The sequence below is a fragment of the Sphingomonas sp. BL-S-25 genome, from assembly GCF_055521555.1.
This window is the reverse complement of record NZ_CM145486.1, coordinates 3,285,064-3,308,800: the sequence shown is the minus strand read 5'-3', so window position 1 is coordinate 3,308,800 and position 23,737 is coordinate 3,285,064. Positions and strand designations below refer to the sequence as shown.

Genomic DNA, 23,737 nt, shown 5'->3' with positions numbered 1-23,737 from the left:
GTTCTAGCCTGATCGGATTGGACTTGTCTCTCCCAACCGCCTAACTCCGGCAAGATGAGTTGCGCATCCGCCCTGATCGACCGTCACGGCCGTGCGATCCGCTATCTGCGCATCTCGGTCACCGATCGCTGCGATCTTCGTTGCCGCTATTGCATGGCGGAGGAGATGCAGTTCCTTCCGCGCGCCGCCGTGCTGAGCCTGGAAGAGATCGCGATCATCGCCGAGCGGTTCATCGCCGGCGGGGTCACCAAGATTCGCCTGACCGGCGGCGAGCCGCTGGTCCGCCGCGACATGATCGAGCTGGTTCGCCGGCTGGGCGCGCGGATCGGCGACGGGCTGGACGAACTGACCCTCACGACCAATGGCACGCGCCTGGCGCAGCATGCCCAGGCGCTGGCCGAGGCCGGCGTGCGGCGGGTGAATGTCAGCATCGACAGCCGCGATCCCGACACCTTCCGCCACATCACCCGACACGGCGACGTGTCGCAGGTGCTGGCGGGGATTGCGGCGGCACAGGCGGCCGGGCTGCGCGTGAAGCTCAACATGGTCGCGCTCAAGGGGCTGAACGATGCCGAGTTCGCGCCGATGCTCGCCTGGGCGGTCGAGCGCGACATGGACCTGACGCTGATCGAGACGATGCCGCTCGGCCAGATCGACGAGGATCGCGCCGACCGTTTCGTTCCGCTGGGCACGGTGCTGGCGCAGCTTCAGGCGGAGTTCCCGCTGGTGCGCGATTCGCACGATTCGGGCGGCCCTGCACGCTATTGGCGGGTCGAGGGCACCGGCACACGGCTGGGCCTGATCTCGCCGCTAACCGCCAATTTCTGCGCCACCTGCAACCGGGTCCGGCTGTCGACCGACGGCAAGCTGCACATGTGCCTGGGGCATGAGGATTCGGTAGACCTCAAGGCAGCGCTGCGCGAGGGCGGGCTTGCCGAGGTCGATGCGCGCATCGCCGAGGCGCTGGGCGCCAAGCCCGAACGACATGACTTCCGCATCGAACGCGGCGCCGCCCCCGCCGTCTCCCGCCATATGAGCGTCACCGGCGGATGACGCGCTGCGCCCTGGTCACATCGCCGACTCCCCCCGCCCAGGCGGCCCAGGAAGAACTGCGCGCCGCCTATGACTGGGTTCCGGTCGAGGACGCCGAGACGATCGTCGCGCTGGGCGGTGATGGCTTCATGCTCCAGACGCTGCACCAGATGCTCGAGTCGCACCGGATCGTGCCGGTGTTCGGCATGAATCTGGGCACGATCGGCTTCCTGATGAACGAATGGCGGCTGGACGGACTGCACGACCGTCTGGCCCGCGCCAAGCCGTTCAAGGTCACCCCGCTGCGGATGAGCGCGACCACCATCCATGGCGAGCGGTTCGAGCTGCCCGCGATCAACGAGGTCTCGTTTCTGCGCGAGACCCGCCAGACCGCAAAGCTGGAAGTGACGGTCAACGACCGCGTCGTGCTGCCCGAACTGGTGTGCGACGGCCTGCTGGTCGCGACGCCGGCCGGTTCGACCGCCTACAACCTGTCGGTCCAGGGGCCGATCCTGCCGCTGGGATCGGGGATGCTGGCAATGACTCCGATCAGCCCGTTCCGCCCGCGACGCTGGAGCGGCGCGATCCTGCCCGAAAAGGCGCGAATCGGCGTCCGCGTGCTGGAGGCGGACAAGCGCCCGGTCAGCGCCGTCGGCGACCAGCGCGAAGTGCGCGAGGTCGCCCATGTCGAGATCGCGATCGACCCGGTCCGCGACCTGACGCTGTTGTTCGACCCCGAACATGCCCTCGACGATCGCATCACCATGGAACAATTCGTCGCTTGAGCGACTTGCATCCCTCGAAAGCAGCGCTATAGAGCGCCCTCCGGCTATTCCCTGATAGCTCAGCGGTAGAGCTCTCGACTGTTAATCGAGCGGCCGTAGGTTCGAATCCTACTCAGGGAGCCAGCCGGCGAAATGCGCAGGTGCCAGGCGGCACGCATCGTTCCCTGATAGCTCAGCGGTAGAGCTCTCGACTGTTAATCGAGCGGCCGTAGGTTCGAATCCTACTCAGGGAGCCAGCCCTTCCCGTCACCCCGGACCATAGCCGGGGACGACCTTCAGGAGCCTCCATGCGCCAGACCTCGACCCGTCTCACCATCGCTACCCGCGGCCAGGGGCTGCACGAGATCACCCGCGAGGTGGTTCGCTGGACCGATGCGCAAGGCATGGATGAGGGACTGCTGACGGTCTTCTGCCGCCACACCTCGGCGTCGCTGCTGATCCAGGAAAATGCCGCGCCGGAAGTGCGCATCGATCTGGAGGCCTGGGTCGCGCGGCTGGCGCCCGAGGGACCGCACTATGCCCATGACGACGAGGGGCCGGACGACATGCCGGCGCATCTGCGCGCGGTGCTGACCGGCGTCCAGCTCTCGGTGCCGCTGATTGGCGGCGCACTGATGCTCGGGACGTGGCAGGGCATCTATCTGTTCGAGCATCGCCACCGCCCGCATCGGCGGGAGGTGGCCCTGCATCTGTTGGGCGAGTAAGCGGCCCGCCCTATGGCGCGGCGCCGCGTCAGGCGCCTTGCGAGGCGGATGTCCCGGCCGGCGGACGCGTGGCATGCATCGCCGCGCGTAGCTGTTTGCGGATGCCCGATCCCGCCAGGTGAAGGTCCACCCCGGCATGTTTCTCGGCTACCAGGATCTTGCGGATATCGGTCAGGGTGCGGCACCTGCCCTGATGGGCAAGCTCGAAGGCGCGTTCAACGGTTCCCATCGCGCCGCTCAAATCCACAATGTCGGCGAAGTACGGCCAGCCATGGCCGCCGCGCGCCGCTCATATTCTTCGGCAAGGCGAAAATGCGCCAGTGCGGCGGTGTTGTCCTCGCAGCAATTGCCCACGTCACGCTCGCGCTGCGCGCGTCGCATGTAATAGGCCAGGTCTTCTCGATCAGACATAAGGGCCTCCGAAAAAGCCCGCCCCGCGCCTGATGTTCTACGCAATCCTACGTAGCGATGATCTAACACTTGTAAGCTTGGCGATCGGCTCATCGCAATAATCGGGGTCCGAGCGCGAAGAAAGCTGACCTATATCAATAAATTAGGGCGTACACGCAATTCCCCTCCCAGGAAGGGGAGAGCGGCGGCCGCTTCTTCAACCCGCGCGCATCGGGGCCAGCGGGGTGACGTTGAGCTGGATGTAGACCGGGTCGAAATCGGCATATTCGGTCAGCCGGTCCCAGCTGAGGATCTCGACCACGCCGCGCTTCAGCCGCACCAGATCGTTCGCTTCGAGCACGCGCAACGTGCGGTTCACATGCACCGCGGTCAGCCCCAGCATGTCGGCCAGATGATGCTGCGTCGCCGGAAAGTCGAACGACATGCGCTCGGCCACCTCGCCGAGGCGGTAGCGATAGGCCATCTCGCAATAGAGATGCGCCAGCCGCACACTGGCGCTCCGGCGCCCGACATTCACCACCCATTCGGACAGGATCGCCGCGTCGATCACGCATTCGCGCCATAGCGCCTGGGCGATCGCCGGATAGCGTGCCGCGAGGTCGCGAATCGCCCCGTGCGGAATCTTCACCACCGTCGTCGTCGTCAGCGCCTGAAGCGCCGATGTTGCCGACGGCGAGACGACCGAATGGAGATCGGCCATGTCGCCCGGGATATGCAGCGCGGTGATCTGGCGATTGCCCTCGCGCCCCTGGCCGAAGCGACCCGCCAGCCCGTGGACGATCAGGCAGGCATTATCGACATGCTCGCCCAGCTCGACGAAATCCATATGCGCCGGAATCTGCTCAGCCCGCACCGGCAGCGACAGGATGGCATCCTGCTCCTCCGCGGTCAGCACCGACCGCCGTCGGACCTTTTCAAGAAACTGACCGAGGGAGTTGTGGGATCGCGTCATCGTCGCTCGTCTGGCGTGTCAGGCTCTGGTCGCTCATTCGACAATCCGACGCGCAAAAATATAACCAATGATAATAACGAGGATAACACTCGTTTGTTTCTGTGCCACGTCCGGTCGACCTCGCAAATATTCACGAAATCGGTCCCGACCGGCAACCTATCGCCATCCGCTGCATTGAGGCGCGATGCCCCGATATTTCTTCGACCTTCTCGATGAGATCGTGGCGATCGACGACGAAGGCGCCGACCTGCCCGATCTCGAAGCCGCCCTCGCCCGCGCGCGCGAGGAAGTTCGGATCCTGGCCGGCGAGTCGGTCATCATCCATGGACAGCTGGTGCTGGGCGACTGCCTGCGCGTGCGCGACGAAAGCGGGACGACGCTCGCCACCTTGTGCTTCGGCGATGTCATCCGCATCCGCGACAAGCGCTGACGCTAGAGCCGAGTGAAGGCGAAGCGGTCGCGGATATGCTCGTTGAAATAGACGCCTTTCGACCGCGCCTCGCGCATCCCGCTGGCAAGCCGCTCGGGCACGTCATGATAGCGATAGTGGCGACCGCTGACGAAGCGGATATCGAGCGCCTGCTGGCCCTCGTCATAGCTCCAGTCGCGGATAACGCTCGACGGCATCGGCGACCAACGCCTTGCCGCCGCCCGCGTTGCCTGCGATGTTGACGCGATGAGCGATCTCGACGGCTTCATCGCCGGCCTGCCCAAGGCCGAGCTCCATATCCATATCGAGGGCAGCCTGGAGCCAGAACAGATGTTCGAATTCGCTCGGCGCAACGACGTCGCGATCCCCTTCGCCTCGGTCGAGGAAGTGCGGGCGGCCTATCAATTCTCGAACCTTCAGGACTTTCTCGACATCTATTATGCGGGCGCCGACGTGCTGCGCACCGAGGCCGATTTCCGCGACCTGGCGCTTGCCTATTTCGACCGGGCGGCGGCGGACGGCGTCGTCCATGCCGAGATCTTCTTCGATCCCCAGACGCATACCCATCGCGGCGTTCCGTTCGGCGTGGTCGCCAATGGCCTGCTGGCCGGCATGGACGAGGCACAGCGCAAGCACGGCCTGACCTCGAAGCTGATCCTGTGCTTCCTGCGCCATCTCGACGAGGCGGACGCCTTCCGCACGCTGGAACAGGCGCAACCCTGGCTCGACCGGATCGACGGCGTGGGCCTCGATTCGTCCGAGATGGGCCACCCGCCCGCCAAGTTCGAACGGGTCTTCGCCGCAGCAGGCGCGATGGGGCTGAAGCGCGTCGCCCATGCCGGAGAGGAAGGGCCGCCCGCCTATGTGCATGAGGCGCTCGACCTGCTGCAGGTCGACCGGCTCGACCATGGCAATCGCGCGCTGGAGGATCCGGCGCTGGTCGCGCGGCTTGCGCGCCGCGGCATGACCCTGACCGTTTGCCCGCTGTCGAACGTCAAGCTGTGCAACGTTGCCTCGGTCGACGTCCATCCGATCGACCGGATGCTGAAGCTCGGCCTGCGCGCCACCGTCAATTCGGACGATCCGGCTTATTTCGGCGGCTATATCGGCGAGAATTACCGCGCGATCGCGCAAGGCCGCGGGCTGGACCGCGACCAGCTTGCCACGCTGGCGCGCAACAGCTTTCTCGGCTCCTTCCTCGACGACGATGCGGTTGCGGAGCACCTGGCGCGGCTGGACGCCTATCTCGAGGCGGCATGATGGACATCGTCTTCACCCCCTTCACCCATGCCGAGATGGTCGCGGGGATCCAGGCGATCGCCGACACCGCCGACGCACAGGAATGGCGCCCGTCGCTGCTGGTCGGCGTGGGACGCGGCGGGCTGACGCCGGCAGTCTATCTGTCGCACCGCATGGGGCTTCAGCTCGTGTCGATCGACCACAGCGCCAAGATCGCGCAGTTCGGCGACGAGCTGGTGTCGGTGCTCGCCCGGCGCTCGCGCGACGGCGACCGGCTGTTGTTCGTCGAGGACATCAACGATAGCGGCCGCACGATCGGCGAGATCCGCAGCGCGCTGGCGTCGCACGGCGCCGATCTCGCCCTGGTCCGCTTCGCCGTGCTGCTCGACAATATCCGCTCGGCGCAGCGGGTCGACTATCGCTTCCGCGAGATCGACCGGGCGGTGACCAAGGACTGGTTCGTGTTCCCCTGGGAAGCGATGGCGCCGGATTCGGCGCTGGCGGCGGACGCGATGGAGGTGCCCGCGCGCATCGCGTGAGACTTTCGTTCAGCAACGGTCAATCGCTGATGTGCAACGGTTCGGCGTGAGGGCCGCTGGAAACAAAGACAGGTCGGCGCGTTCGAGCCGAAGAGGATCGGAGAAAGATAAGATGTCCGGGAAAATCGTGAAACACCCGCGAGTTAGGGCGCTGACCGCGCTCCTGGCCGCCGGGATCGCCGTCGCCGCCTGCGCGACTCCGACCCCGTATCAGCCTGCCACCGGTTCGGGAGCCTATCGCACCGGCTTCTCGGACCAGCAGGTCGAGAATGACCGCTTCATGGTCCGCTTCGCCGGCAACAGCCTGACCAGCCGCGAGACGGTCGAGCGCTATCTGTTGTTCCGCGCCGCCGAATTGACGCTCCAGAACGGCTTCGACAATTTCACCCTCGTCACCCGCGATACCGAGACGCGGACGACCACGACGGTCGATCGCAGCTGGGGTGCAGGCCCGTGGGGCGGCTGGCGTCCCTATTGGCGCTGGTATCGCCCGCGCTTCGGCTGGCGCGCCTGGGATCCGTGGTTCGACGATCCCTTCATGAACGATTTCGACGTCCGCACGATCAATCAATATGAAGCGACCGCCGAGATCATCGTCGGCCGCGGACCGAAGCCGGACAATGTCCGCTCGTTCAACGCCCGCGAGGTGGTCGAGCGGCTGGGCCCCACGATCGAATACCCCAAGACGCGCAACTGAGCGCGCGCCCAAGGGTCGCACAGGAAAGGGCGGCGGTGCTATCGCACCGCCGCCCTTTTTCCTTGCCTCGGCTGCCGGGGCGGGGGGCGGGTACCCGATACCGGGTGCCCGCCTCCCCTGCCCTCAGGCGCCGGTCGCGCCGGTCAGCGCACCGTGGCAATGCTTGTACTTGCGGCCCGACCCGCACGGGCACGGCGCGTTGCGGCTGACGCGGCCTTCCCATTCCGACGGATCCATCCCGCCCAGATCCTCCATCTGCGGCTGCGGAATGCCGAGTGGCGGCAGGCCCGAACCGATCAGCCCTGCACTGGCCGCATCCCAGTCTGCACTATTGTCCTCGCCGGTCAGCGGATCGATGTGGCTGGTCAGGAAATCGGGCAGTTCGGGCAGCGCCGGCGGCGCCTGGAAGGTGAACTGGGCATAGGCCAGCGTGCGCGTCACATCCTCGCGGATGTTGCTCAGCATCCGCTCGAACATCGCGAACGCTTCCTGCTTATACTCGTTGAGCGGCGTCTTCTGAGCGTAGGCGCGCAGGTGGACGACCTGGCGCAGCGCGTCGAGCAGCGCCAGATGCTCCTTCCAGTGATGGTCGAGATTCTGCAGCAGGATCGACTTCTCGATCTGCGCCCAAGTCTCGGGTTCCAGATCGGCCGACTTGTCCGCGACCAGCTTGGCGGCAGCCTCCTGGATGCGCTCCTCGACGATCTCGGGCTCGATGCCTTCCTCGCGCGCCCATTCCTCGATCGGCAGCTCGAGGTTCAGCACGTCGGCGACCCGCTGGGTCATGCCGGCAATGTCCCACTGCTCGGGATAGCTTTCCGGCGGGCAGGCATCGGCGACGATCGAATTGACCGTCTCGGTCCGCATGTCCTCGACCACGTCGCCGACCGTGTCGGCGTCCATGATGTCGGCGCGCTGCTCGTAGATGACCTTGCGCTGATCGTTCATGACGTCGTCATATTCGACGACCTGCTTGCGGATGTCGTAGTTGCGCGCCTCGACCTTCTTCTGCGCGGTCTCGATCGCCTTGGTCAGCCACTTAGACCCGATCGCCTCGCCATCCTCGATGTTCGAGCGCATCATGCGCGAGAACAAGGTGTTCGACCCGAAGATGCGCAGCAGGTCGTCGTCCAGGCTCAGGTAGAAACGGCTGAGGCCCGGATCGCCCTGGCGGCCCGAGCGGCCGCGCAGCTGGTTGTCGATGCGGCGGCTCTCATGCCGCTCGGTGCCCAGCACGAACAGGCCGCCGGCGGCCTTGACCTGCTCCTTCTCGGCCGCGACCTCGGCCTTGATCTTCTCGATCGCGGCGTCGCGCTCCGGCCCCTCGGGCATGTCGGCCAGTTCGGCCTCGACGCGGAATTCCCAGTTGCCGCCCAGCTGGATGTCGGTGCCGCGACCGGCCATGTTCGTCGCGATGGTCACCGCGCCCAGCCGGCCCGCCTGCGCCACGATATGCGCCTCCATCTCGTGGAAGCGGGCGTTCAGCACCTCGTGCGGGACCTTTTCTTCCTTCAGGAAGGCCGACAGCTTCTCCGACTTCTCGATCGAGACGGTACCGACCAGCACCGGCTGCCCCTTGGCCGAATGCTCGCGGATGCGCTTGGCGATCGCGCGGAACTTCTCTTCGGTCGTCTTGTAGAACTCGTCCTCCTCGTCGATCCGCTGCACCGGCAGGTTCGTCGGGATGGTGACGACGTTCATCTTGTAGATGTCGAAGAATTCGGGCGCTTCGGTCGAGGCGGTACCGGTCATGCCGCCCAGCTTGGGATACATGCGGAAATAATTCTGGAAGGTGATCGAGGCGAGCGTCTGGTTCTCCGGCTCGATCGCCACACCTTCCTTGGCCTCGACCGCCTGGTGCAGGCCGTCCGACCAGCGGCGGCCATCCATCATGCGGCCGGTAAACTCGTCGATGATGACGACCTTGCCGTCCTTGACGATATAGTCGATGTCGCGCTTGAACATCACGTTCGCGCGCAGCGACTGGTTCAGGTGGTGGACCACCTGGGTGTTCTCGAAATCATAGAGATTCTCGCCGATCAGCAGGCCCGCGGCCTCCAGCAGGCGCTCCGCACGCTCGGTGCCGTCCTCGGTCAGGACGATGCTGCGCTGCTTCTCGTCCTTCTCGTAATCGTCGGGCGTCAGCTGCTTCACGATCGCATCGACGCCCATGTACAGCTCGGACTTGTCGTCGGTCGGGCCCGAGATGATCAGCGGGGTGCGGGCTTCGTCGATCAGGATCGAGTCCACCTCGTCGACGATCGCGAAATTATACGGCCGCTGCACCATCGATGCGCGGTCGTACTTCATATTGTCGCGCAGATAGTCGAAGCCGAACTCGTTGTTCGTGCCGTAAGTGATGTCCGCGGCATATGCGGCGCGACGCTCCTCGTCCGACAGGTTCGGCACGATCACGCCGACGCTCAGGCCCAGGAAGCGATAGACCTGGCCCATCCACTCTGCGTCGCGGCTGGCCAGATAGTCGTTCACCGTCACGACGTGCACGCCCTTGCCGGGCAGCGCGTTGAGATAGGTGGCGAGCGTCGCGACCAGGGTCTTGCCCTCGCCGGTGCGCATCTCGGTGATCTCGCCGCGGTGGAGGACGATGCCGCCGATCATCTGCACATCATAGTGACGCTGGCCGAGCGCGCGGCGGGCCGCCTCGCGTACGGTGGCGAACGCCTCTGGCAGCAGCGAGTCGAGCGTCTCGCCCTTCTCCAGCAACTCACGGAACTTGACCGTCTGGTTGGCCAGCTCCTGATCGGACAATGCCTGCAGCGTCGGCTCGAACGCATTGATCTTGGCGACGATGGGGTGGAGCGAACGGACGTAACGCTCGTTCGAGGAGCCGAAAAGGGACTTGGCAAAGGCGCCGAACATCGAAATTCCTGTCGTATATGGGTTCTGGGCAGGCGGACCCGAAACGACCGGCCTGCGAAAAGGGTGCCGTCACCGGCACGCGAAGGGAAAAAGGCCCGCGCGCGGCGCAGGCCCGGACCTTATTCGAGGCGACGCTCGAAAATCTGTTCCACCGCGCGCAGCGGTGCGGCAGCGACGCGCGGCCAGCGGGTCGGCGCAGGGCGCGATGCGCGCGCCGGAAGTACCGATGCATGGACGACCTGCCGCGCCGGCTGGACCGCCGCCTGAGCGGCCTGAGCTGCGCGCATGACCGCGACTCCCTGCACCTGCTGCGCAGTGCCGGCCTGCGTCCCGGACGATCCGGTCAGGCTGGCGAAGAACGCAGTCAGGAGAAGGAGAAGTTCCAAACCGATAGGGCCCCAGATGCGCGCACGAACGCGCAGGAACTGGCGACATAGTGTCTGCAGGCCCGTTCGCCAATCCGGAATCTATGCTTTCCGCCCTGACCGACCGTGGCTGGCGGCTGCCTGTCCTCAGGTGATGATTTCGCCGGGACGCGGTTTGAACGGCTCGGGCTGGGTCGGCCTGGGTTTGGCGGCCGGCGCGTCGAGACGCTGGCGCAGAACGATCCGGGTCAGCGTGACCTGCCGGCCCTGCGCACCTGCGCCGGCACCTGCGCTTGCGCCATAATCCAGGCTCGGATCGCATCCGCCGTCCAGCATGTGGAAGCTGTCCGTTCCCTTGTTCTCCTCGATCGTGCAGCGGGTGATCTCGCCCGCGGGATCGACGGTGTAGCGGATGCGCGAGGTGAACAGGACGTCGCGCCCGGCCGTGTCGCCCATGTCGATCGCCTGACCGCCATCGATCGTGTGGAGCTCGCGCACCTCGATCGCGGCGGGCTGCGCCCCGCCGAGCAGCGCGGTCCGCCCCTCGGGAACCAGGAAGCGCACCGCCAGGCAATAATCGGCCTGGGTCGCCGGGCCCGACGCCTGCATCGAACAGCTCGGCACCGCGCCCGAGGGAGCGACCACCATCCGCGTCGCCCGCGCCCAGCTGCCGAGCATGGCCGGCGCGCTGGGCATCCGCCAGGTGAACTTGCTCTGCCACACCGATGCGACCTTGCGCCCGCGCACCGCGGCGGGGGTGAAGCGTGCGCGCTGCTTCAGCAAGCCGCAGCTCTGCGCGTCCAGCAGCGCCCAGCCGCTCGATGCAGTGACCTCGCACCCCGTCACGCCGCCGCTTTCGTCGACCGCCAGCCGCACGGCGGAAGTGCCCTGCATGTTGGCGCGGCGCGCTGCCGCCGGATAGTCGGCGGGCGTCACCCAGGTCGCCGGATCGTCGACCGGTCGCGGAGCCGGGTCGGTCGCCGCCCCGGCGGCAGTTGCCGCATGAACCGCCAGTGCCAGCATCATCGTCGCCATCGCTCGTCCTTCGCCTGATACTCGCCGTCGCCCCCCTGCCCGCGCCATTTTCGCAAAGCCGCGCGCGCGATGCAACGCCCCCGAAAATGCCGATCGCCGCGCCCGGCAGGAACCGGACGCGGCGACCTGAAGACCCTGCCGTCAGGCGAGGCTTAGAGCTTGAAGCGCGCGCCCAGCAGGATGGTGCGGCCGAAATGATTATACTCGTAATTCCGGTTGGCATCGACGTCGGTGTAGCGATCGCGATACGCGTCGGTCAGGTTGTTGCCTTCCACCGACAGCTCGATCTGCGGCGTCAGCTTGTACCGGATCGACGCATCGACATTGGTGATCGAGTTATAGCCTTCGAAGACGTTACCAGTGCCGCTGTTCGCGTCGACATAAGGTCCGCGATAGCTGACCGAGACGCGCGCCGAGAACTTGCTGTCCTCGTAATAGACCGTGCCGTTGAAGGCTCGCTTCGACAGGCCGAACAATGTGCTGTCGCGCGTCACATTGATCAGCGGACCGAAGGCGCAGGCCGCCGCGGGGTTGGTCGCCGACGGCACGCACGGCGTCACCGCCGGCCCCTGGGTCGTGTAGGTCGCGCTGGAGTCGACAAAGGTCGCGTTGGCGATGATGCCCAGGTTGCTGAGGAAGCCCGGCAGGAACTTCAGCGGCGCCTGAAGCGCGATTTCCGCGCCCTCCAGCGATGCGCCGGTCCCGTTGACCGTGGTCGTGATCGTCCAGATTGGCAGCGCCAGCTGGCCCTGATTGAGGAAGGCGGGCGACGAGGTGTTCAGCACCGACGCCGGCAGCCCGGTCTCCAGGAAAGTCGCCTCGGTCCGGGTCGACGCGACCGGGAAGCTGGCGATATCCTTCTTGAACAGAGCGACCGAGAACAGCGACTGCGGCGCGAAATACCATTCGACGGCGAAGTCATAGGCAGTCGCGCGGAACGGATCGAGGTTCGGGTTGCCGAAGTTGATCCGGTAGTTGAACCCATCGGCCGAACCGCCCGGGGTCAGGTTGCCGAGCGACGGACGCGTCATCACATCGGCGACGGCGGCGCGGATGATGATGTTGTCGGTCGGGAACAGCGCGAGGTTCACGGCAGGCAGCCAGTCCTCATAGTCACGCTTGAAGGTGACGGTCGCAGCACCGTTGATGCCCGTCGACTCCTGATCGGTCCGGGCATAGCGGACGCCCGCGTTCAGGGCATAACGCAGGCCGAGCAGCTCGCCCTTGGCGTCGAACTGGAGATAGCCGCCCTTCACTTCCTCGACGACGTTGCGGTTGTTGCCAACGTCCAGCGCCAGCGCGCGGTCATAGAGTTTGGTGAATGCGGTCGCCGCCTCGAGGTTCGGAACCAGCCACTGGTTGGTGTTGCCCGACGGCTGGCCGGCATCGCCCAGCGTGAACAGCTCGGACAGCGCCGGTGTAACCTGGAAGCCATAGATCGCATTCGGGCCGAAGGCAGAGCTGGCCGAGCAGGTGATCTGGCGCAGCACCAGGTCGAGCCCGCCATTGCCGCATACCGCGGTGTCGCGCTGATAGGCCTTGGTATCGAAACCGAAGCGACGATAGACGCCGCCGACCTTGACGGTGAAGCCTTCGGTCACGTCCCATTCGGTGCGCAGGTTGACCGTGGTGAAGTCGTTGGTGACGGTCGACGGACGGTCGCGGATTTCGGCGAGCTGGAAGTTCGACGGATCGGTAACGCTGGTCCCGAACTGCAGCAGCGGGCTGCGGCTGTTGGTATAGTCGAACTTGAACCCCTGGGCATCGCGATCGTCGAACACGACCGTGGTCTCGACCGGGATGTCCGCGGTCGACTTGGAATAGCCGCCCGCCAGGGTGAAGCGGAACTTGTCGCCCAGATCCTGATCCCAGGACCCGCCGATCTGGTAGAATTCGGTGTGCGATTCACGCCAGTAATGCTCGGTACGGACCCAGGCGTCGTTCAGCGTTGCCGACACCATGTTGTTGTTCGAGTCATAGACGGGGTTGATGACGTTGACCGACCGCTCGTTCGACCGCAGCAGGACTTCGCCCCACTTCTCCTCGCGGATTTCGCTGAAACGCGAGTAGAGCGCGTCGACCGACAGCTTGGTCGCATCGCTCGGCGCCCACTGGACGCTGCCGGTCAGGCCCAGTCGCTCGCGATCGTGGCGAACCTCGCCGTAGCGTGGGATGCGCGGGTGGAAGGACAGCGCCGCCTTGTCGCATGCGGCACTCGGGCGGTAGTTGCCACCGGTGTTCGCCACCGGATTGCCGCCGCTATTGGCGGAATAGAAGCAGGGCGTTCCGTCGACCGAATCGAACCGAGCCTGCGCCCAGCGGACCGTATTGTTGCCCAGCTCGAGATTGTCGGTCTTCTGATAGGCGGCCGACACCGCGACGCCGAAGGTGCCGTCCGGCGACTTCCACGACAACAGGCCGGCCGCGCGCGGGCCCCAGTTCTTCGACAGGTCGTTGTAGCTCGCCTGACCCGAAGCGACGAGCGTCAGGCCGTACTTGCCTGCCAGCGGATTGCCGGTGTTGAGGTCGACGACCGCGCCCAGCGAGCCTTCGTCGAGCGACGCCTCGGCGGTCTTGTGGACGACGATGGAGCTGAACAGCTCGGATGCGAACACGTTGAAGTCGAACGCGCGGTCGCGGTTGGCGCTGGCCCCGTCGGTGGAGGTCGCGACGGTTTCCAGCCCGTTCAGGCGGACGCGGGTGAACTGCGCACCCAGGCCGCGAACGGTGATCGCGCGGCCTTCGCCTGCGTCGCGCTGGATCGAGATGCCGGGAATGCGCTGAAGCGACTCGGCGAGGTTCTGGTCGGGAAACTTGGCAATGTCCTCGGCGACGATCGCATCGACCGACGACACCGAGTCGCGCTTCACATTGAGCGCGGCGTCGAGCGAGGCGCGGAAACCGGTAACGACGATCTCTTCGCCGGCCTCCTGCTCGGTGACGGGAGCTTCCGCATCCTGCGCATGGGCCGCGGTCGCGATCGCCAGCGTGGACGCGGCAGCCGTCAGCGCCAGAACGGTGCGCAGCTGCGGACGAAATACGAGACGCATCAAGAAACCTCCCCTTCGAACGGCCCGTGGGGCCTGTGCCATGCGACCGCCCCATATGACTTGGGGTCGATCTCCGATGTCCCGCAGGCGGGTTACCGGTGTCATGCGGAATTGGAACCAAAACCGAGTGCTGTCAAGGCGCGCCGATCCCCGGTCTTCGGGGGATTACGAGCGTGTGGCTTTGGCGCATCGCTTGGCCGGAACGCTCAAGATCGTCTCTCTCCTCGCTGCAGGGGACAATAGGTTATGGGGTAAAGCCGGGAAGCCCTGCAGCGCCTCCCACCATCTGGAAATCACAAAATATAATTTCCAATCAGCATCTTAAACCATTTTCACCACAAGGTTTGCGGGGTCGCCGCGGCTCCGCTATTGCCAATGACACCGGTCCCCCATACACAGCCGGCATGGGTAAAGAAGAACCGGGGGTTGGAGAGGCGCTGAAGATCGCGCAGGCTTTCGTGGCTGCGCGTCGGGATGCTCAAGGGCTGCCCGAATATCCCGGCGCCGTTCCCGAGACGCTCGCACAGGGCTATGCCGTGCAGCACAATGCCATCACGCTGTGGGGCGAGCCGGTCGCCGGCTGGAAGGTTGGGCGCATCCCGCCTCCGGCAGACGCCCGCCTGGGCGCCAACCGACTCGTCGGCGCGATCTTCCCGGGCGCGATAGTACCTGCCGAGCCGGTTCAGGCGATGCCGATCTTCGCCGAGGGTTTCGGTGCGGCCGAGGCCGAGTTCCTGCTGCGCATCGGCAGCGCGCCCGATCCGTCCAAGACCAGCTTCACGATCGAGGAAGCGATGGCGCATATCGATGCGGTCCATGTCGGGATCGAGATTGCCAGCTCGCCCTTCCCCGGCATCAACGCGCTGGGACCGACGGTCACCGTGACCGATTTCGGCAATAATAACGGCCTGATCATCGGCGCCCCGGTTCCGGACTGGCAGAGCCGCGCGTTCGAGGACTGGACGATCCGCCTCGACATCGACGGCGTCGAACAGGGGCGTGCCAAGGCACGCGACATGCTCGACGGTCCGTTCGGCGCCGCCGCCTTCCTGTTCGGCTGGGCCGCCGCCAACGACGTCGCGCTGACGCCGGACCAGTGGATCTCGTCGGGCGCGGTCACCGGCGTGCACCAGATCGGCGTGGGCCAGGCGAGCACAGCCTGGTTCGGTGACGATCTCCAGCTGTCGTGCACCATCGTCGCGGCGACGCCGACGCGCTGACCCCGGCGGGGGGAGCGGAGCCCTTGCATTGCGCGGACCTGCATGCGACCGCGCGGACATGAGCAGCACCCGTTCCCCCCTCGCCCCCGCCGGCTTTCCCGCCCTTCCCCCGATCGCCGGGGTCACCCCACGCGTCTCGCGCGCGCGCTACAAGAGCTGGGATCGCTGCGACCTCACCTTCGTGACGCTGGCGCCAGGAACCTCGGTCGCGGGCGTGCTGACCAAGAGCCGCTGCCCCTCGCCCGAGGTCGAATGGTGCCGCGACGCGATTCCCCTTGGCCAGGCGCGTGCGCTGGTGGTCAATGCCGGCAACTCCAACGCCTTTACCGGCAATCGCGGTCGCGCCGCGGTCGAGGCGATCGCCGCGCGCGTCGCCGGGCATCTCGGCTGTCTGCCGTCCGACGTGATGGTCGCCTCGACCGGCGTGATCGGCGTGCCACTGCCGATCGACAAGGCGGAGGCGGGTCTCGATGCCGCCTTCACCGCCGAACCCTGTAGCTGGGAAGCCGCCGCGGCCACCATCATGACGACCGATACCTTCGCCAAGGCGGCGGTGTCCGATGTGGTGATCGACGGCAAGCGCGTCAGTCTGGTCGGCATCATCAAGGGATCGGGCATGATCGCGCCCGACATGGCGACGATGCTCGGCTTCATCTTCACCGACGCCGCGGTCGATCCGGTGTTCCTGCAAAAGGCGCTGAGCGAGGCGAATCGGCGCAGCTTCTCGTGCATCACCGTCGATGGCGATACCTCGACCAGCGACACGATCCTCGCCTTCGCCACCGGCCAGTCGGGCACCAGCCGGATCGAGAATGAGGACAGCCCCGGCGCCGACGCCTTCCGCTCCGCGCTGGACGATCTGTGCACCCGCCTGGCGCAACTGGTCGTGCGCGACGGAGAGGGCGCGTCGAAGTTCATCACCATCGACGTCGAGGGCGCCGAATCGGACGACAGCGCGCACCGCATCGCCATGTCGATCGCAAACTCGCCGCTGGTGAAGACCGCCATCGCCGGCGAGGACGCCAATTGGGGCCGGGTCGTGATGGCGGTGGGCAAGGCAGGCGAACCCGCCGAACGCGACCGGCTGTCGATTCGCTTCGGCCCGACCCAGGTCGCGGTCAACGGCCTGGCGGTCGAGGGTTATGACGAGGCGCCGGTGTCGGCGCATCTGAAGGGCCAGGAGATCGAGATCGGCGTCGACCTCGGCCTGGGCGAAGGTCGCGCCACGGTTTGGACCTGCGACCTGACCCATGGCTATATCGAGATCAACGCCGACTATCGCAGCTGATCGCGGCGAACTGACTTCATTAATTCGACAAGCCGGACCGGTGGCCAGATCGGCCCCGTTCCGGCTTTACGTCATCGGACCGATTACAGCCCGCGCTCGATCCAGGCCTTGATCTGGCTCTTGGGCATTGCGCCCGGCTGGGTCTGGGCGACCGCGCCGTCCTTGAACAGGATCAGCGTCGGGAAGCCGCGCACGCCATATTTGGTGGCGACGTCCAGATGTTCGTCGGCGTCGATCTTCACGATCGAGACGCGGTCGGACATCTCGTCGGCCAGTTCCTCGAGTGCCGGGGCGATCATCTTGCACGGGCCGCACCAGGTGGTGAAGAAATCGACGACGACCGGCTTGTCTGAATTCAGGACGTCGGCCTCGAATGCGGCCTCGCTGGTGACCTTGGTACCCATAAAATCTCCTATTGCAGTCCGGTATCTATGAATGCTGCGCCGCCGGCTCAAGCGCGCGAGGTCAAGCTTTGCTCCGTCCCCTGCAAGCGCGGCTTGTGTTGTTCCAACAGTTCGGGCGGCAGGACATGCAGCACCGGCCCCGCCGTGTAGAGCAACGCCGCCTCGATCGTGCGACCGGGGAAGATGACGCCCAGCGCCGCGGCATAGGCCGACATCTGGCGCAGGTGATAGGCGGGAACGTCGGCGAGCGTCGCGGGCGCACGGCGGCCCGTCTTGAAATCGACGATGCGGACGCGGTCGGGCGTCACGACCAGCCGATCGACCGTGCCCGACACGACGACGGTGTCCACCACCGCGGCGACCGGTGCCTCGGCCAGCGCATCGGGCCCGAACAGCTCGGCGAATCGCGCATCCTCGGTCACGGCCAGCGCGCTTCGCACCAGCTCGGCGCGCGCCGCAGGATCGGTAACGCCGCCCGCACGCGCCAGCCATCGCTCCGCCGCCTCGACCCGCTCGCTGGCGGGGATCGCAGGAAGCCGCTCGAACAGCGCATGGAGCAGCCGCCCGCGCTCGGCGGCGGCGCGCATCGCCGGGTTGGGCGGCGGGTCGGCCACCAGATCGTCGCCCAGCGACGACGGCGCCAGTGGCCGCGGCGGCCGCGCTTCCTCGGGCGCGGGCCGGGTCGCCCAGTCGGGTAGCGCCGGCCGCACGGCCGCAGCCGCCTCCCCCTCGCCCGCCGGTCGCGCGGGTCCGGTCGCGCGGACGCCGCGAAACTCGCGCTCGCCCTCACCCTCGATGCCCAGCGCCGAGAAGGCACGCGCGGATGCTGCGTACCAGCTATGCTCGGGCGGCACGCCCTTGGCCATCGGCCCCAGCGCGCCCGCGATCACCAGCCGCTCCTCGGCGCGCGTGGCGGCGACGTAGAACAGCCGCCAATGCTCCTGCAATTCGCGCGCATCGACCCGCGCGATCGCGTCCTGCAGCGGCCCACCGCGTTCCTCGGCGCGCGGGCGGAAGATCGGGATCGGCGCGCTTTCGTGATCGCCGAACTGCCACAGCAGGAAATCGCGCGGCGACTTGGTCGGATCGACCGTCGCATCGGCAAGGATGACCAGCGGCGCCTGAAGCCCTTTCGCGCCGTGCGCGGTCATCACCCGGACCGCGCCATGCGCCTGCTCGGCCTCGCGCTTGATCTCGACATCGCCGCGATCGAACCAGTCGAGGAAGCGTTGCAGCGACGGCGTGGCGACACTCTCGAAATTGAGCGCCGCGTTCAGCAGCTCGTCGATCGGATCGCGCGCTTCCTCGCCCAGCCGCTTCAGCAGCTTGCGCCTGCCCTGCATGGGGCCGGAGAGGATTTCCTCGAGGAATCGATAGGGCGTCGCCAGATCGGCGCGGCGTAGCAGGTCCTGCAGCGGCGCCAGCCGCTCGTCGGACTGGGTCGCGCGCAGGTGCCGCCACAGCCCGCCGCGCTCGCGCACCGCGGCCTGCATCAGCTCCTCCTGGCTCCAGCCGATCAGCGGCGAAACGAGCAGCGAGGCGAGCGACAGATCGTCCTCAGGCTGGAGCGCGAAGCGGATCGCCGCGAGCAGGTCCTGCACCGCCAGCGGGGCGTTGAGCCGCAGCCGGTCGACGCCCGCCACCGGCACACCCTCGGCATAGAGCCGCGCGACGATCAGCGATGCGAGCTCGCCGCGGCGCTTGACGAGGATCATCACATCCTCGGGCCTCAGCGTGCGCCCCTTGCTCTCCAGCATCAGCGTCCCGACCCAGGACTTGATCGCGCGGGCGATCTGCCGAGCGAGCGCGCGGGTGGCGTCGTCGACCCAGCCCTCCTCGCCCTCGGCGTCGCTCGTCCCCTCCTGCGTGGCCGGCCACAGGGTCACGGTGCCGGGACCGCTGACCTTGCTGGCATGGCGCTCGATCAGGCTATGCTCGCCCAGCGCATCGCCGGGCAGCGCCTCGATCGCGGCATCGACGAATTCGAGCACCGGCCAGGTCGAGCGGAAGCTGGAGGTCAGCGACAGCGTGTCCAGCGGCTGGGCGAACGGTCCCTCGGCGGGATCGTATCGATCGGGGTCCAGCGCAGCCTCGGCCAGCCGCTCGAATCTTCGGTGCGCCAGCGCGAAGAAGAAGGGATCGGTGCCCTGAAAGCCGAAGATCGCCTGCTTGTAGTCGCCGACGGTGAACAGCGTGCGCACGCCCTCGCCGCGCGTCGTCTCGCCGGCGAAGAACTCGTCCGCCATCGCCGCGACGATCGTCCACTGCTTCCAGTTGGTATCCTGCGCCTCATCGATCAGGACATGTTCGGTCACCTGGTCGAGCTTGAAGCGGACCCAGTCGCCCATGCCGGGCTGGCCCAGCAGCTCGACCGTCAGGCGGATCAGGTCGTCGAAATCGACTGCGCCCGCGCGGCGCTTCGCCTCCGAATAGCGCCGGGCATAGAGCCGCCCCGCCGAGAGCCCCCGCGCGAGGATATCGGCATAGCCCGCCCGCGCGCGCATCGAGACCAGATCGGCACAGGCATCTCCGAGCGCCAGCGCCATATCTTCATAATCAGGGTCGGCATCGGCCAGCTTCGCCGACACCTTTTTCGGCTCGCCCTTCTGGGTGCGGAACAGCCCGACCAGCGCGCCCAGCGTCGCCACGCGCTCGGCGGGCGAGGCGTCGAGCCAGGCTTGGGCCACCGCCGCCTGCGCCAGGCCGGTCGCGGTGCCCCAGGCGCGATTGGCATCGGCGATGCGGCCGAGCGAGGCGGTGTCGAACTCGGAGTCCGAGCACCACTCGGCCAGATGCGCCTCGATGTCCCCGTCTGGCAGCCCCAGCGTCCGGCGCAGCCACGGGCCGATCTCGGTCGGCAGTCGGTCGAGCGCGTCGCCCGAGCGGGCGCACATCCTGAGGAAATTCTCCGCCCCGCCCTCGCCCAGCCTGAGGCTCAGCGCGCCGACATCGGCGACCAGCGCTTCAGGCGCATCGACCAGCATCTCCGCCAGCGCCTCGCGCGCCAGCGCCGATTCCTCGCGGTCGTCGAGCGGGCGGAAACCGGGCACCAGCCCCGCCTCGACCGGGAAGGCGGCGAGCAGACTCTGGCAGAAGCTGTGGATCGTCTGGATGCGGATCCCGCCACCGGGCGCGTCGAGCACCTTGGCGAACAGCCGGCGCGCCGCGGCACGCTGTTCGGGTCCGGACCGCTCGCCCAGCGCCTCCAGATCGTCGAACAGCTCGTCATCGGTCGCACGCACCCAGCGGGCAAGCCGCCCGGTGATCCGCGCTGCCATCTCCGCCGCGCCCGCCTTGGTGAAGGTCAGGCACAGGATCGCACCCGGATCGGTCCCGCGCAGCAACAGGCGGAACACGCGCGCGGCCAGCACCTGCGTCTTGCCCGTGCCGGCCGAGGCGGACAGCCAGATATGCCGCCGCGGATCGCTCGCGGCGCTCTGGTCGCCGGTGAGCGGCGGCAGCTTGCGGAGATCAGCGGACATGGTGAGCTTCCGGAGCGTGGTGCGCACATCCCCTCTCCTCCCCAGGAGCCTGCGGCTCCGGGGGAGGGGGACCGCGCCCGTAGGGCGTGGTGGAGGGGGCTCCAACAGCTGTGGCGGCCCCCCTCCACCATGCTTCGCATGGCCCCCCTCCGCCGGATGCGCAGCATCCGCGGGAGGAAAAGGAAAGCGACGCCTTTTGGGGCGCCCAGCCCTCAATCACGGCCATACCATTCGTCGAGCCGCATCAGCTGGTCATAGTCCGCGTATGGCGCATATTCCGGGACCTTCTTCGCGGTGAACGGCTCGTCGCCGGTCAGCCAGGCAGCAGCGGCGCCGGCGAAATTGTCGGCGGCGATCGCGACGAAGTCGGCGGTGGGGATGCGGTCGCGCTTGCCCTCGGGATCGACCGGCGTCGCGATGCGGCCGAAGCTGCCCTGATATTTGGCGAGCGACCAATATTCGAAGCAGCTCGCCTTGCCCGAAATCCCCTCGAACCCGCCGCGCTCGGCGATCAGGCCGAGCAGGCCGAGCTGCAGGCTGTAGCCCGCGCGGACCGCCTTGGCGCTGGGCGGCTGGCCGGTCTTGTAGTCGACGATGCCCAGCGTGCCGTCGGACATCCGGTCGACCCGGTCGAAGGTGCCGCTGAGCCGCACCCCGGCAATGTCGATCGTGCCGCGCTGCTCGACCGCCAGCACGCGGCGTCCCGCCTCGGCCTTGGCGGCGATTTCGCCCGCGATCCAGTGGATCGCCTCCATCAGCCGCGGCTGCCACAGCGCGCGCATCATCGGGTGGGTACGCTCGTCGGCCAGCATCGCCTCGGCGCGCGGACGCAGCCGGGCGGGGTCGCACTGATCCTGCCTGAACCATTGTTCGAGCACCGCATGGACCGCGGTCCCGCGCCACGCGGCACTGGGATCGGCATCGACCGTGTCGAGCGGCATCAGCCGCAGCATGCGCCGGGCGTAGAAGGCATAGGGATCGGCCTTCAGGCGGTCGACCTCGGTCACGCTGATCGCCTTGGGCCGCTGCGACGCGGGCGGCGCCGGCTCGGGCCTGCGCGCCGGCTCGGGCGCGCCGGGATCGTCGAGCGCTCGCAGCCAGCCGGCGATGTCGGTCGCGCGGTCGATCTGGTCGCCGACCAGCGCCAGGATGCGCAGCCAGAATCGCGAGGCGATCGTCGGCGCCGAGGCGTCGCGGCGCGCGCGGGTCAGCAGCACCTGCGGCGCGCCCAGCGCTCCGGCAAGGTCGTGCGCCGACAGGCCGATCCGCCGCTCCAGCCCCGGCAGTTCGAGGTCCGCGCGGATCCGCGGTGCCAGCCATGGATCGGGCGCGGGAAGGCCCGGCCAGACGCCCTCGTTCAGCCCGGCAAGGATCATCAGGTCGGCGGTCTGCAGCCGCGCCTCGATCAGGCCGAGGATCGACAGCCGCGGATGGCCGCCCTGGGGCGGGCGCACTGCCTCCTCGTCCATCAGCGTGCGCAGCATCGGCGCCAGGCTGGCGGGATCGGCACGCGGGGGGCCGGCGGCGGCCTCACGCTCGAGCGCGTCGAACAGGCTGGCGGCGGCGCGGCCCTCGGCGCGACCCCATAAAGTATCGCCGCCCAGCGCCTGTGCCGCCTCACGCAGTGCGGACAGCAGCGCCGCCACCGGCTGCGGCCCGGCAGCAAAGACGCGCTCCAGCGGCTCCAGCACTGCCCTAGCCTCGGGCCACCAGCGCGCGGCGGCGGCGCGGACGGTGCCGTCGCGCCCGTCCTGCTCGGCGAGATAGCGGTCGACCCCGTCCAGCCCGGGCGCCGGCCGCGGGCCGCGCAGGGCGAGGTCCAGCGCGCGCACGCCCTCCAGCCAGGGCAGCCGGTCGTCGGGGCGGACCAGCGGATGCTTGAGCAGGCCGAGCAAAGGCAGCGGCGCAAAGCCCTGCGCCGCCGCCTCAGCAAGCGCCAATAGCAGCGTGCCGGGCGGCAGCACGGAGAGCGGCTGCCCCGCCGAATCGTCGACATTGATGCCCCAGCGCGCGCAATGCGCGGCGACGCGGCGCGCGAGCGCGCGGTCGGGCGTCACCAGCGCGGCGGTCCGCCCCGGCGTCTCCAGCACCTCGCGCAGGGCAAGCGCGATCGCCTGCGCCTCCTCCGCCGGTGTCGCGACTTCGAGCAGGCGGACGCCGTCGAGCCTGCGGTCGCCCTTGGCCAGCGCGGTCCATTGATGGGTCAGCTCGGGCGGTTGCATCGCCGAGGCGATGGCGCGCGACCGGGCAGGCGCGGCGTCATGCTCGCTGCGCCCGCGCCAGTCGTCGAACTCGGCACGCCGCACGCGCATCCGGTCGAGCAGCAGCTTGAGATGGAATTGCGGGTGCGTCTCGATCGATCGCCGACGCCGTCCCGTGATCGGGTCGGCAGGAAACGGCCCGAGCGACTCCCATTCCTCCTCGCCGATCGCGGTGGCGAGGCCGGGCAGCACGACCATGCCGTGCGGCAGTTCGGCGACGGTCCGCATCAGCCGGGCGATGGCGGGCGCGGCGGTGGTGATGCCCGCAGCACAGACGAACCCGGTCGGCGGGCGATCACGCCAGCGCTTCGCCACCCGGTCGATCAACTGCGTCCGGCGCGCGGCAAGGTCGATCAGGCCGAGCCGTTCGAGTTCCTGGGGCCAGCGCGCCAGCACCATTTCGAACAGCCGCAGCGAGCGTTCCCAGTGCGCGGTCAGATCGCCGACATCGAGCTCGCGCAGCCGGCGCGGCTCGACTTCCTCGATCAGCAGCTGGTCGAGCGTGCGGGCCAGATCGCCGGCCAGCCGCACCGCCTCCGCGGCATCGATCCCCGGCTGCGACTCGCCGATCAGCCGGGCGAGGATCATGCGCCGCTGGAGTGGATCGACCGCGCGCGGCACCGGCGCGCTGTCGTCGGCAAGGTCGAACACCGCCTCGTCCAGCTCGGGATCGCCGACCGCGACCAGCCGCGGCAGCAGCAGCCCGCCCTCGCTGGCACGAACGAAGGCGTCGGAAATGGCGCGCTTGGCGCGGTTGTTGGGCAGCAGCACCAGCCCGCGCGCCAGCTTCATCGGATCGCCGCCGAAGCGCCGGATCAGCCCGGCCGCCAGCGCGTCGGCAAAGGCGCGGTGCGGCGGGATGGTGAAGAGATGAAGGCGCTGCGACATGGGACCCGCCGGACGATGCCACGCGATTGGCCTCGCGTCATCCGACCTTGCCGGAAATGCTGTGGACGGCCGCCG

The 23,737-nt window shown here is 67.7% G+C and carries 20 protein-coding genes and 2 tRNA genes; 11 read left to right on the top strand and 11 right to left on the bottom strand.

Annotated features, from left to right (window positions below):
• The first annotated feature begins 54 nt into the window (after window positions 1-54).
• From moaA to ACZ1H8_RS15960, 5 genes are all read left to right on the top strand, one after another.
• Window positions 55-1,053, top strand: a complete 999-nt coding sequence (gene moaA, locus ACZ1H8_RS15980; protein WP_465178170.1) for a GTP 3',8-cyclase MoaA — start codon at window positions 55-57, stop codon at window positions 1,051-1,053.
• Window positions 1,050-1,817, top strand: a complete 768-nt coding sequence (locus ACZ1H8_RS15975) for an NAD kinase (protein ID WP_465178169.1) — start codon at window positions 1,050-1,052, stop codon at window positions 1,815-1,817. The genes moaA and ACZ1H8_RS15975 overlap by 4 nt, the downstream gene beginning before the upstream one ends.
• A gap of 48 nt (window positions 1,818-1,865) precedes the next feature.
• Window positions 1,866-1,940 (top strand) — tRNA-Asn (locus tag ACZ1H8_RS15970).
• A gap of 38 nt (window positions 1,941-1,978) precedes the next feature.
• Window positions 1,979-2,053, top strand: a tRNA-Asn gene (locus tag ACZ1H8_RS15965).
• Window positions 2,054-2,104: 51 nt separating this feature from the next.
• The gene (locus tag ACZ1H8_RS15960) at window positions 2,105-2,521 is read left to right on the top strand and encodes a secondary thiamine-phosphate synthase enzyme YjbQ (RefSeq protein WP_465178167.1); all 417 of its coding nucleotides are present in this window, start codon (window positions 2,105-2,107) and stop codon (window positions 2,519-2,521) included.
• Window positions 2,522-2,549: 28 nt separating this feature from the next.
• Here the strand turns inward: ACZ1H8_RS15960 and ACZ1H8_RS15955 are convergent, their stop codons facing one another.
• The 3 genes from ACZ1H8_RS15955 to ACZ1H8_RS15945 all read right to left on the bottom strand — a co-directional run bounded on the left by ACZ1H8_RS15955 (window position 2,550) and on the right by ACZ1H8_RS15945 (window position 3,884).
• Window positions 2,550-2,750 (bottom strand): hypothetical protein, encoded by a 201-nt coding sequence (locus tag ACZ1H8_RS15955; protein ID WP_465178166.1) that lies wholly within the window; start codon window positions 2,748-2,750, stop codon window positions 2,550-2,552.
• A gap of 8 nt (window positions 2,751-2,758) precedes the next feature.
• A complete protein-coding gene (locus ACZ1H8_RS15950) occupies window positions 2,759-2,932 on the bottom strand; it encodes a hypothetical protein (protein ID WP_465178165.1) in 174 nt (57 codons plus the stop codon).
• A gap of 196 nt (window positions 2,933-3,128) precedes the next feature.
• A complete protein-coding gene (locus tag ACZ1H8_RS15945) occupies window positions 3,129-3,884 on the bottom strand; it encodes a Crp/Fnr family transcriptional regulator (protein WP_465178163.1) in 756 nt (251 codons plus the stop codon).
• Window positions 3,885-4,068: 184 nt separating this feature from the next.
• Between ACZ1H8_RS15945 and ACZ1H8_RS15940 the strand changes: the two genes are divergently transcribed.
• Window positions 4,069-4,314 carry a DUF6894 family protein gene (locus ACZ1H8_RS15940; protein WP_110151979.1) on the top strand — a complete coding sequence of 82 codons (246 nt, stop codon included), beginning with the start codon at window positions 4,069-4,071 and terminating at the stop codon, window positions 4,312-4,314.
• A 2-nt stretch (window positions 4,315-4,316) separates the two neighbouring features.
• On the opposite strand, the gene ACZ1H8_RS15935 is transcribed toward ACZ1H8_RS15940, so the two are convergent.
• On the bottom strand, window positions 4,317-4,511 hold the full coding sequence (locus ACZ1H8_RS15935) for a KTSC domain-containing protein (protein WP_465178161.1): 195 nt from the start codon (window positions 4,509-4,511) through the stop codon (window positions 4,317-4,319).
• A 49-nt stretch (window positions 4,512-4,560) separates the two neighbouring features.
• Between ACZ1H8_RS15935 and ACZ1H8_RS15930 the strand changes: the two genes are divergently transcribed.
• From ACZ1H8_RS15930 to ACZ1H8_RS15920, 3 genes are all read left to right on the top strand, one after another.
• Window positions 4,561-5,574: an adenosine deaminase gene (locus ACZ1H8_RS15930; RefSeq protein WP_465178160.1), complete on the top strand. Its 1,014-nt coding sequence runs from the start codon at window positions 4,561-4,563 to the stop codon at window positions 5,572-5,574.
• Window positions 5,571-6,092 carry a phosphoribosyltransferase gene (locus tag ACZ1H8_RS15925; RefSeq protein WP_465178159.1) on the top strand — a complete coding sequence of 174 codons (522 nt, stop codon included), beginning with the start codon at window positions 5,571-5,573 and terminating at the stop codon, window positions 6,090-6,092. Before ACZ1H8_RS15930 ends, ACZ1H8_RS15925 begins: the two co-directional genes overlap by 4 nt.
• A gap of 112 nt (window positions 6,093-6,204) precedes the next feature.
• Window positions 6,205-6,789 (top strand): CC0125/CC1285 family lipoprotein, encoded by a 585-nt coding sequence (locus ACZ1H8_RS15920; protein WP_465178157.1) that lies wholly within the window; start codon window positions 6,205-6,207, stop codon window positions 6,787-6,789.
• Between the two features lie 123 nt (window positions 6,790-6,912).
• Here the strand turns inward: ACZ1H8_RS15920 and secA are convergent, their stop codons facing one another.
• The 4 genes from secA to ACZ1H8_RS15900 all read right to left on the bottom strand — a co-directional run bounded on the left by secA (window position 6,913) and on the right by ACZ1H8_RS15900 (window position 14,119).
• Entirely contained in the window at window positions 6,913-9,669 is a 2,757-nt protein-coding gene (gene secA, locus ACZ1H8_RS15915) for a preprotein translocase subunit SecA (RefSeq protein ID WP_465178156.1), read from the bottom strand.
• A gap of 119 nt (window positions 9,670-9,788) precedes the next feature.
• Entirely contained in the window at window positions 9,789-10,055 is a 267-nt protein-coding gene (locus ACZ1H8_RS15910) for a hypothetical protein (protein ID WP_465178155.1), read from the bottom strand.
• Between the two features lie 126 nt (window positions 10,056-10,181).
• Window positions 10,182-11,069, bottom strand: a complete 888-nt coding sequence (locus ACZ1H8_RS15905) for an energy transducer TonB (protein WP_465178154.1) — start codon at window positions 11,067-11,069, stop codon at window positions 10,182-10,184.
• A 152-nt stretch (window positions 11,070-11,221) separates the two neighbouring features.
• Complete coding sequence (locus ACZ1H8_RS15900; RefSeq protein ID WP_465178153.1) at window positions 11,222-14,119, bottom strand: TonB-dependent receptor; 2,898 nt, start codon at window positions 14,117-14,119, stop codon at window positions 11,222-11,224.
• Window positions 14,120-14,523: 404 nt separating this feature from the next.
• Here ACZ1H8_RS15900 and ACZ1H8_RS15895 point away from each other — a divergent pair, with 404 nt between their 5' ends.
• Window positions 14,524-15,339, top strand: a complete 816-nt coding sequence (locus tag ACZ1H8_RS15895; protein WP_465178152.1) for a 2-keto-4-pentenoate hydratase — start codon at window positions 14,524-14,526, stop codon at window positions 15,337-15,339.
• Between the two features lie 58 nt (window positions 15,340-15,397).
• Complete coding sequence (gene argJ, locus ACZ1H8_RS15890) at window positions 15,398-16,627, top strand: bifunctional glutamate N-acetyltransferase/amino-acid acetyltransferase ArgJ (RefSeq protein ID WP_465178151.1); 1,230 nt, start codon at window positions 15,398-15,400, stop codon at window positions 16,625-16,627.
• Window positions 16,628-16,710: 83 nt separating this feature from the next.
• On the opposite strand, the gene trxA is transcribed toward argJ, so the two are convergent.
• The 3 genes from trxA to addB all read right to left on the bottom strand — a co-directional run bounded on the left by trxA (window position 16,711) and on the right by addB (window position 23,662).
• Window positions 16,711-17,031: a thioredoxin gene (gene trxA / locus ACZ1H8_RS15885; RefSeq protein ID WP_110152588.1), complete on the bottom strand. Its 321-nt coding sequence runs from the start codon at window positions 17,029-17,031 to the stop codon at window positions 16,711-16,713.
• A gap of 47 nt (window positions 17,032-17,078) precedes the next feature.
• Window positions 17,079-20,513, bottom strand: coding sequence for a double-strand break repair helicase AddA (gene addA, locus ACZ1H8_RS15880; protein ID WP_465178150.1), 3,435 nt, complete (start codon window positions 20,511-20,513; stop codon window positions 17,079-17,081).
• Window positions 20,514-20,725: 212 nt separating this feature from the next.
• Window positions 20,726-23,662, bottom strand: coding sequence for a double-strand break repair protein AddB (gene addB / locus ACZ1H8_RS15875; RefSeq protein ID WP_465178149.1), 2,937 nt, complete (start codon window positions 23,660-23,662; stop codon window positions 20,726-20,728).
• Window positions 23,663-23,737 lie beyond the last annotated feature (75 nt).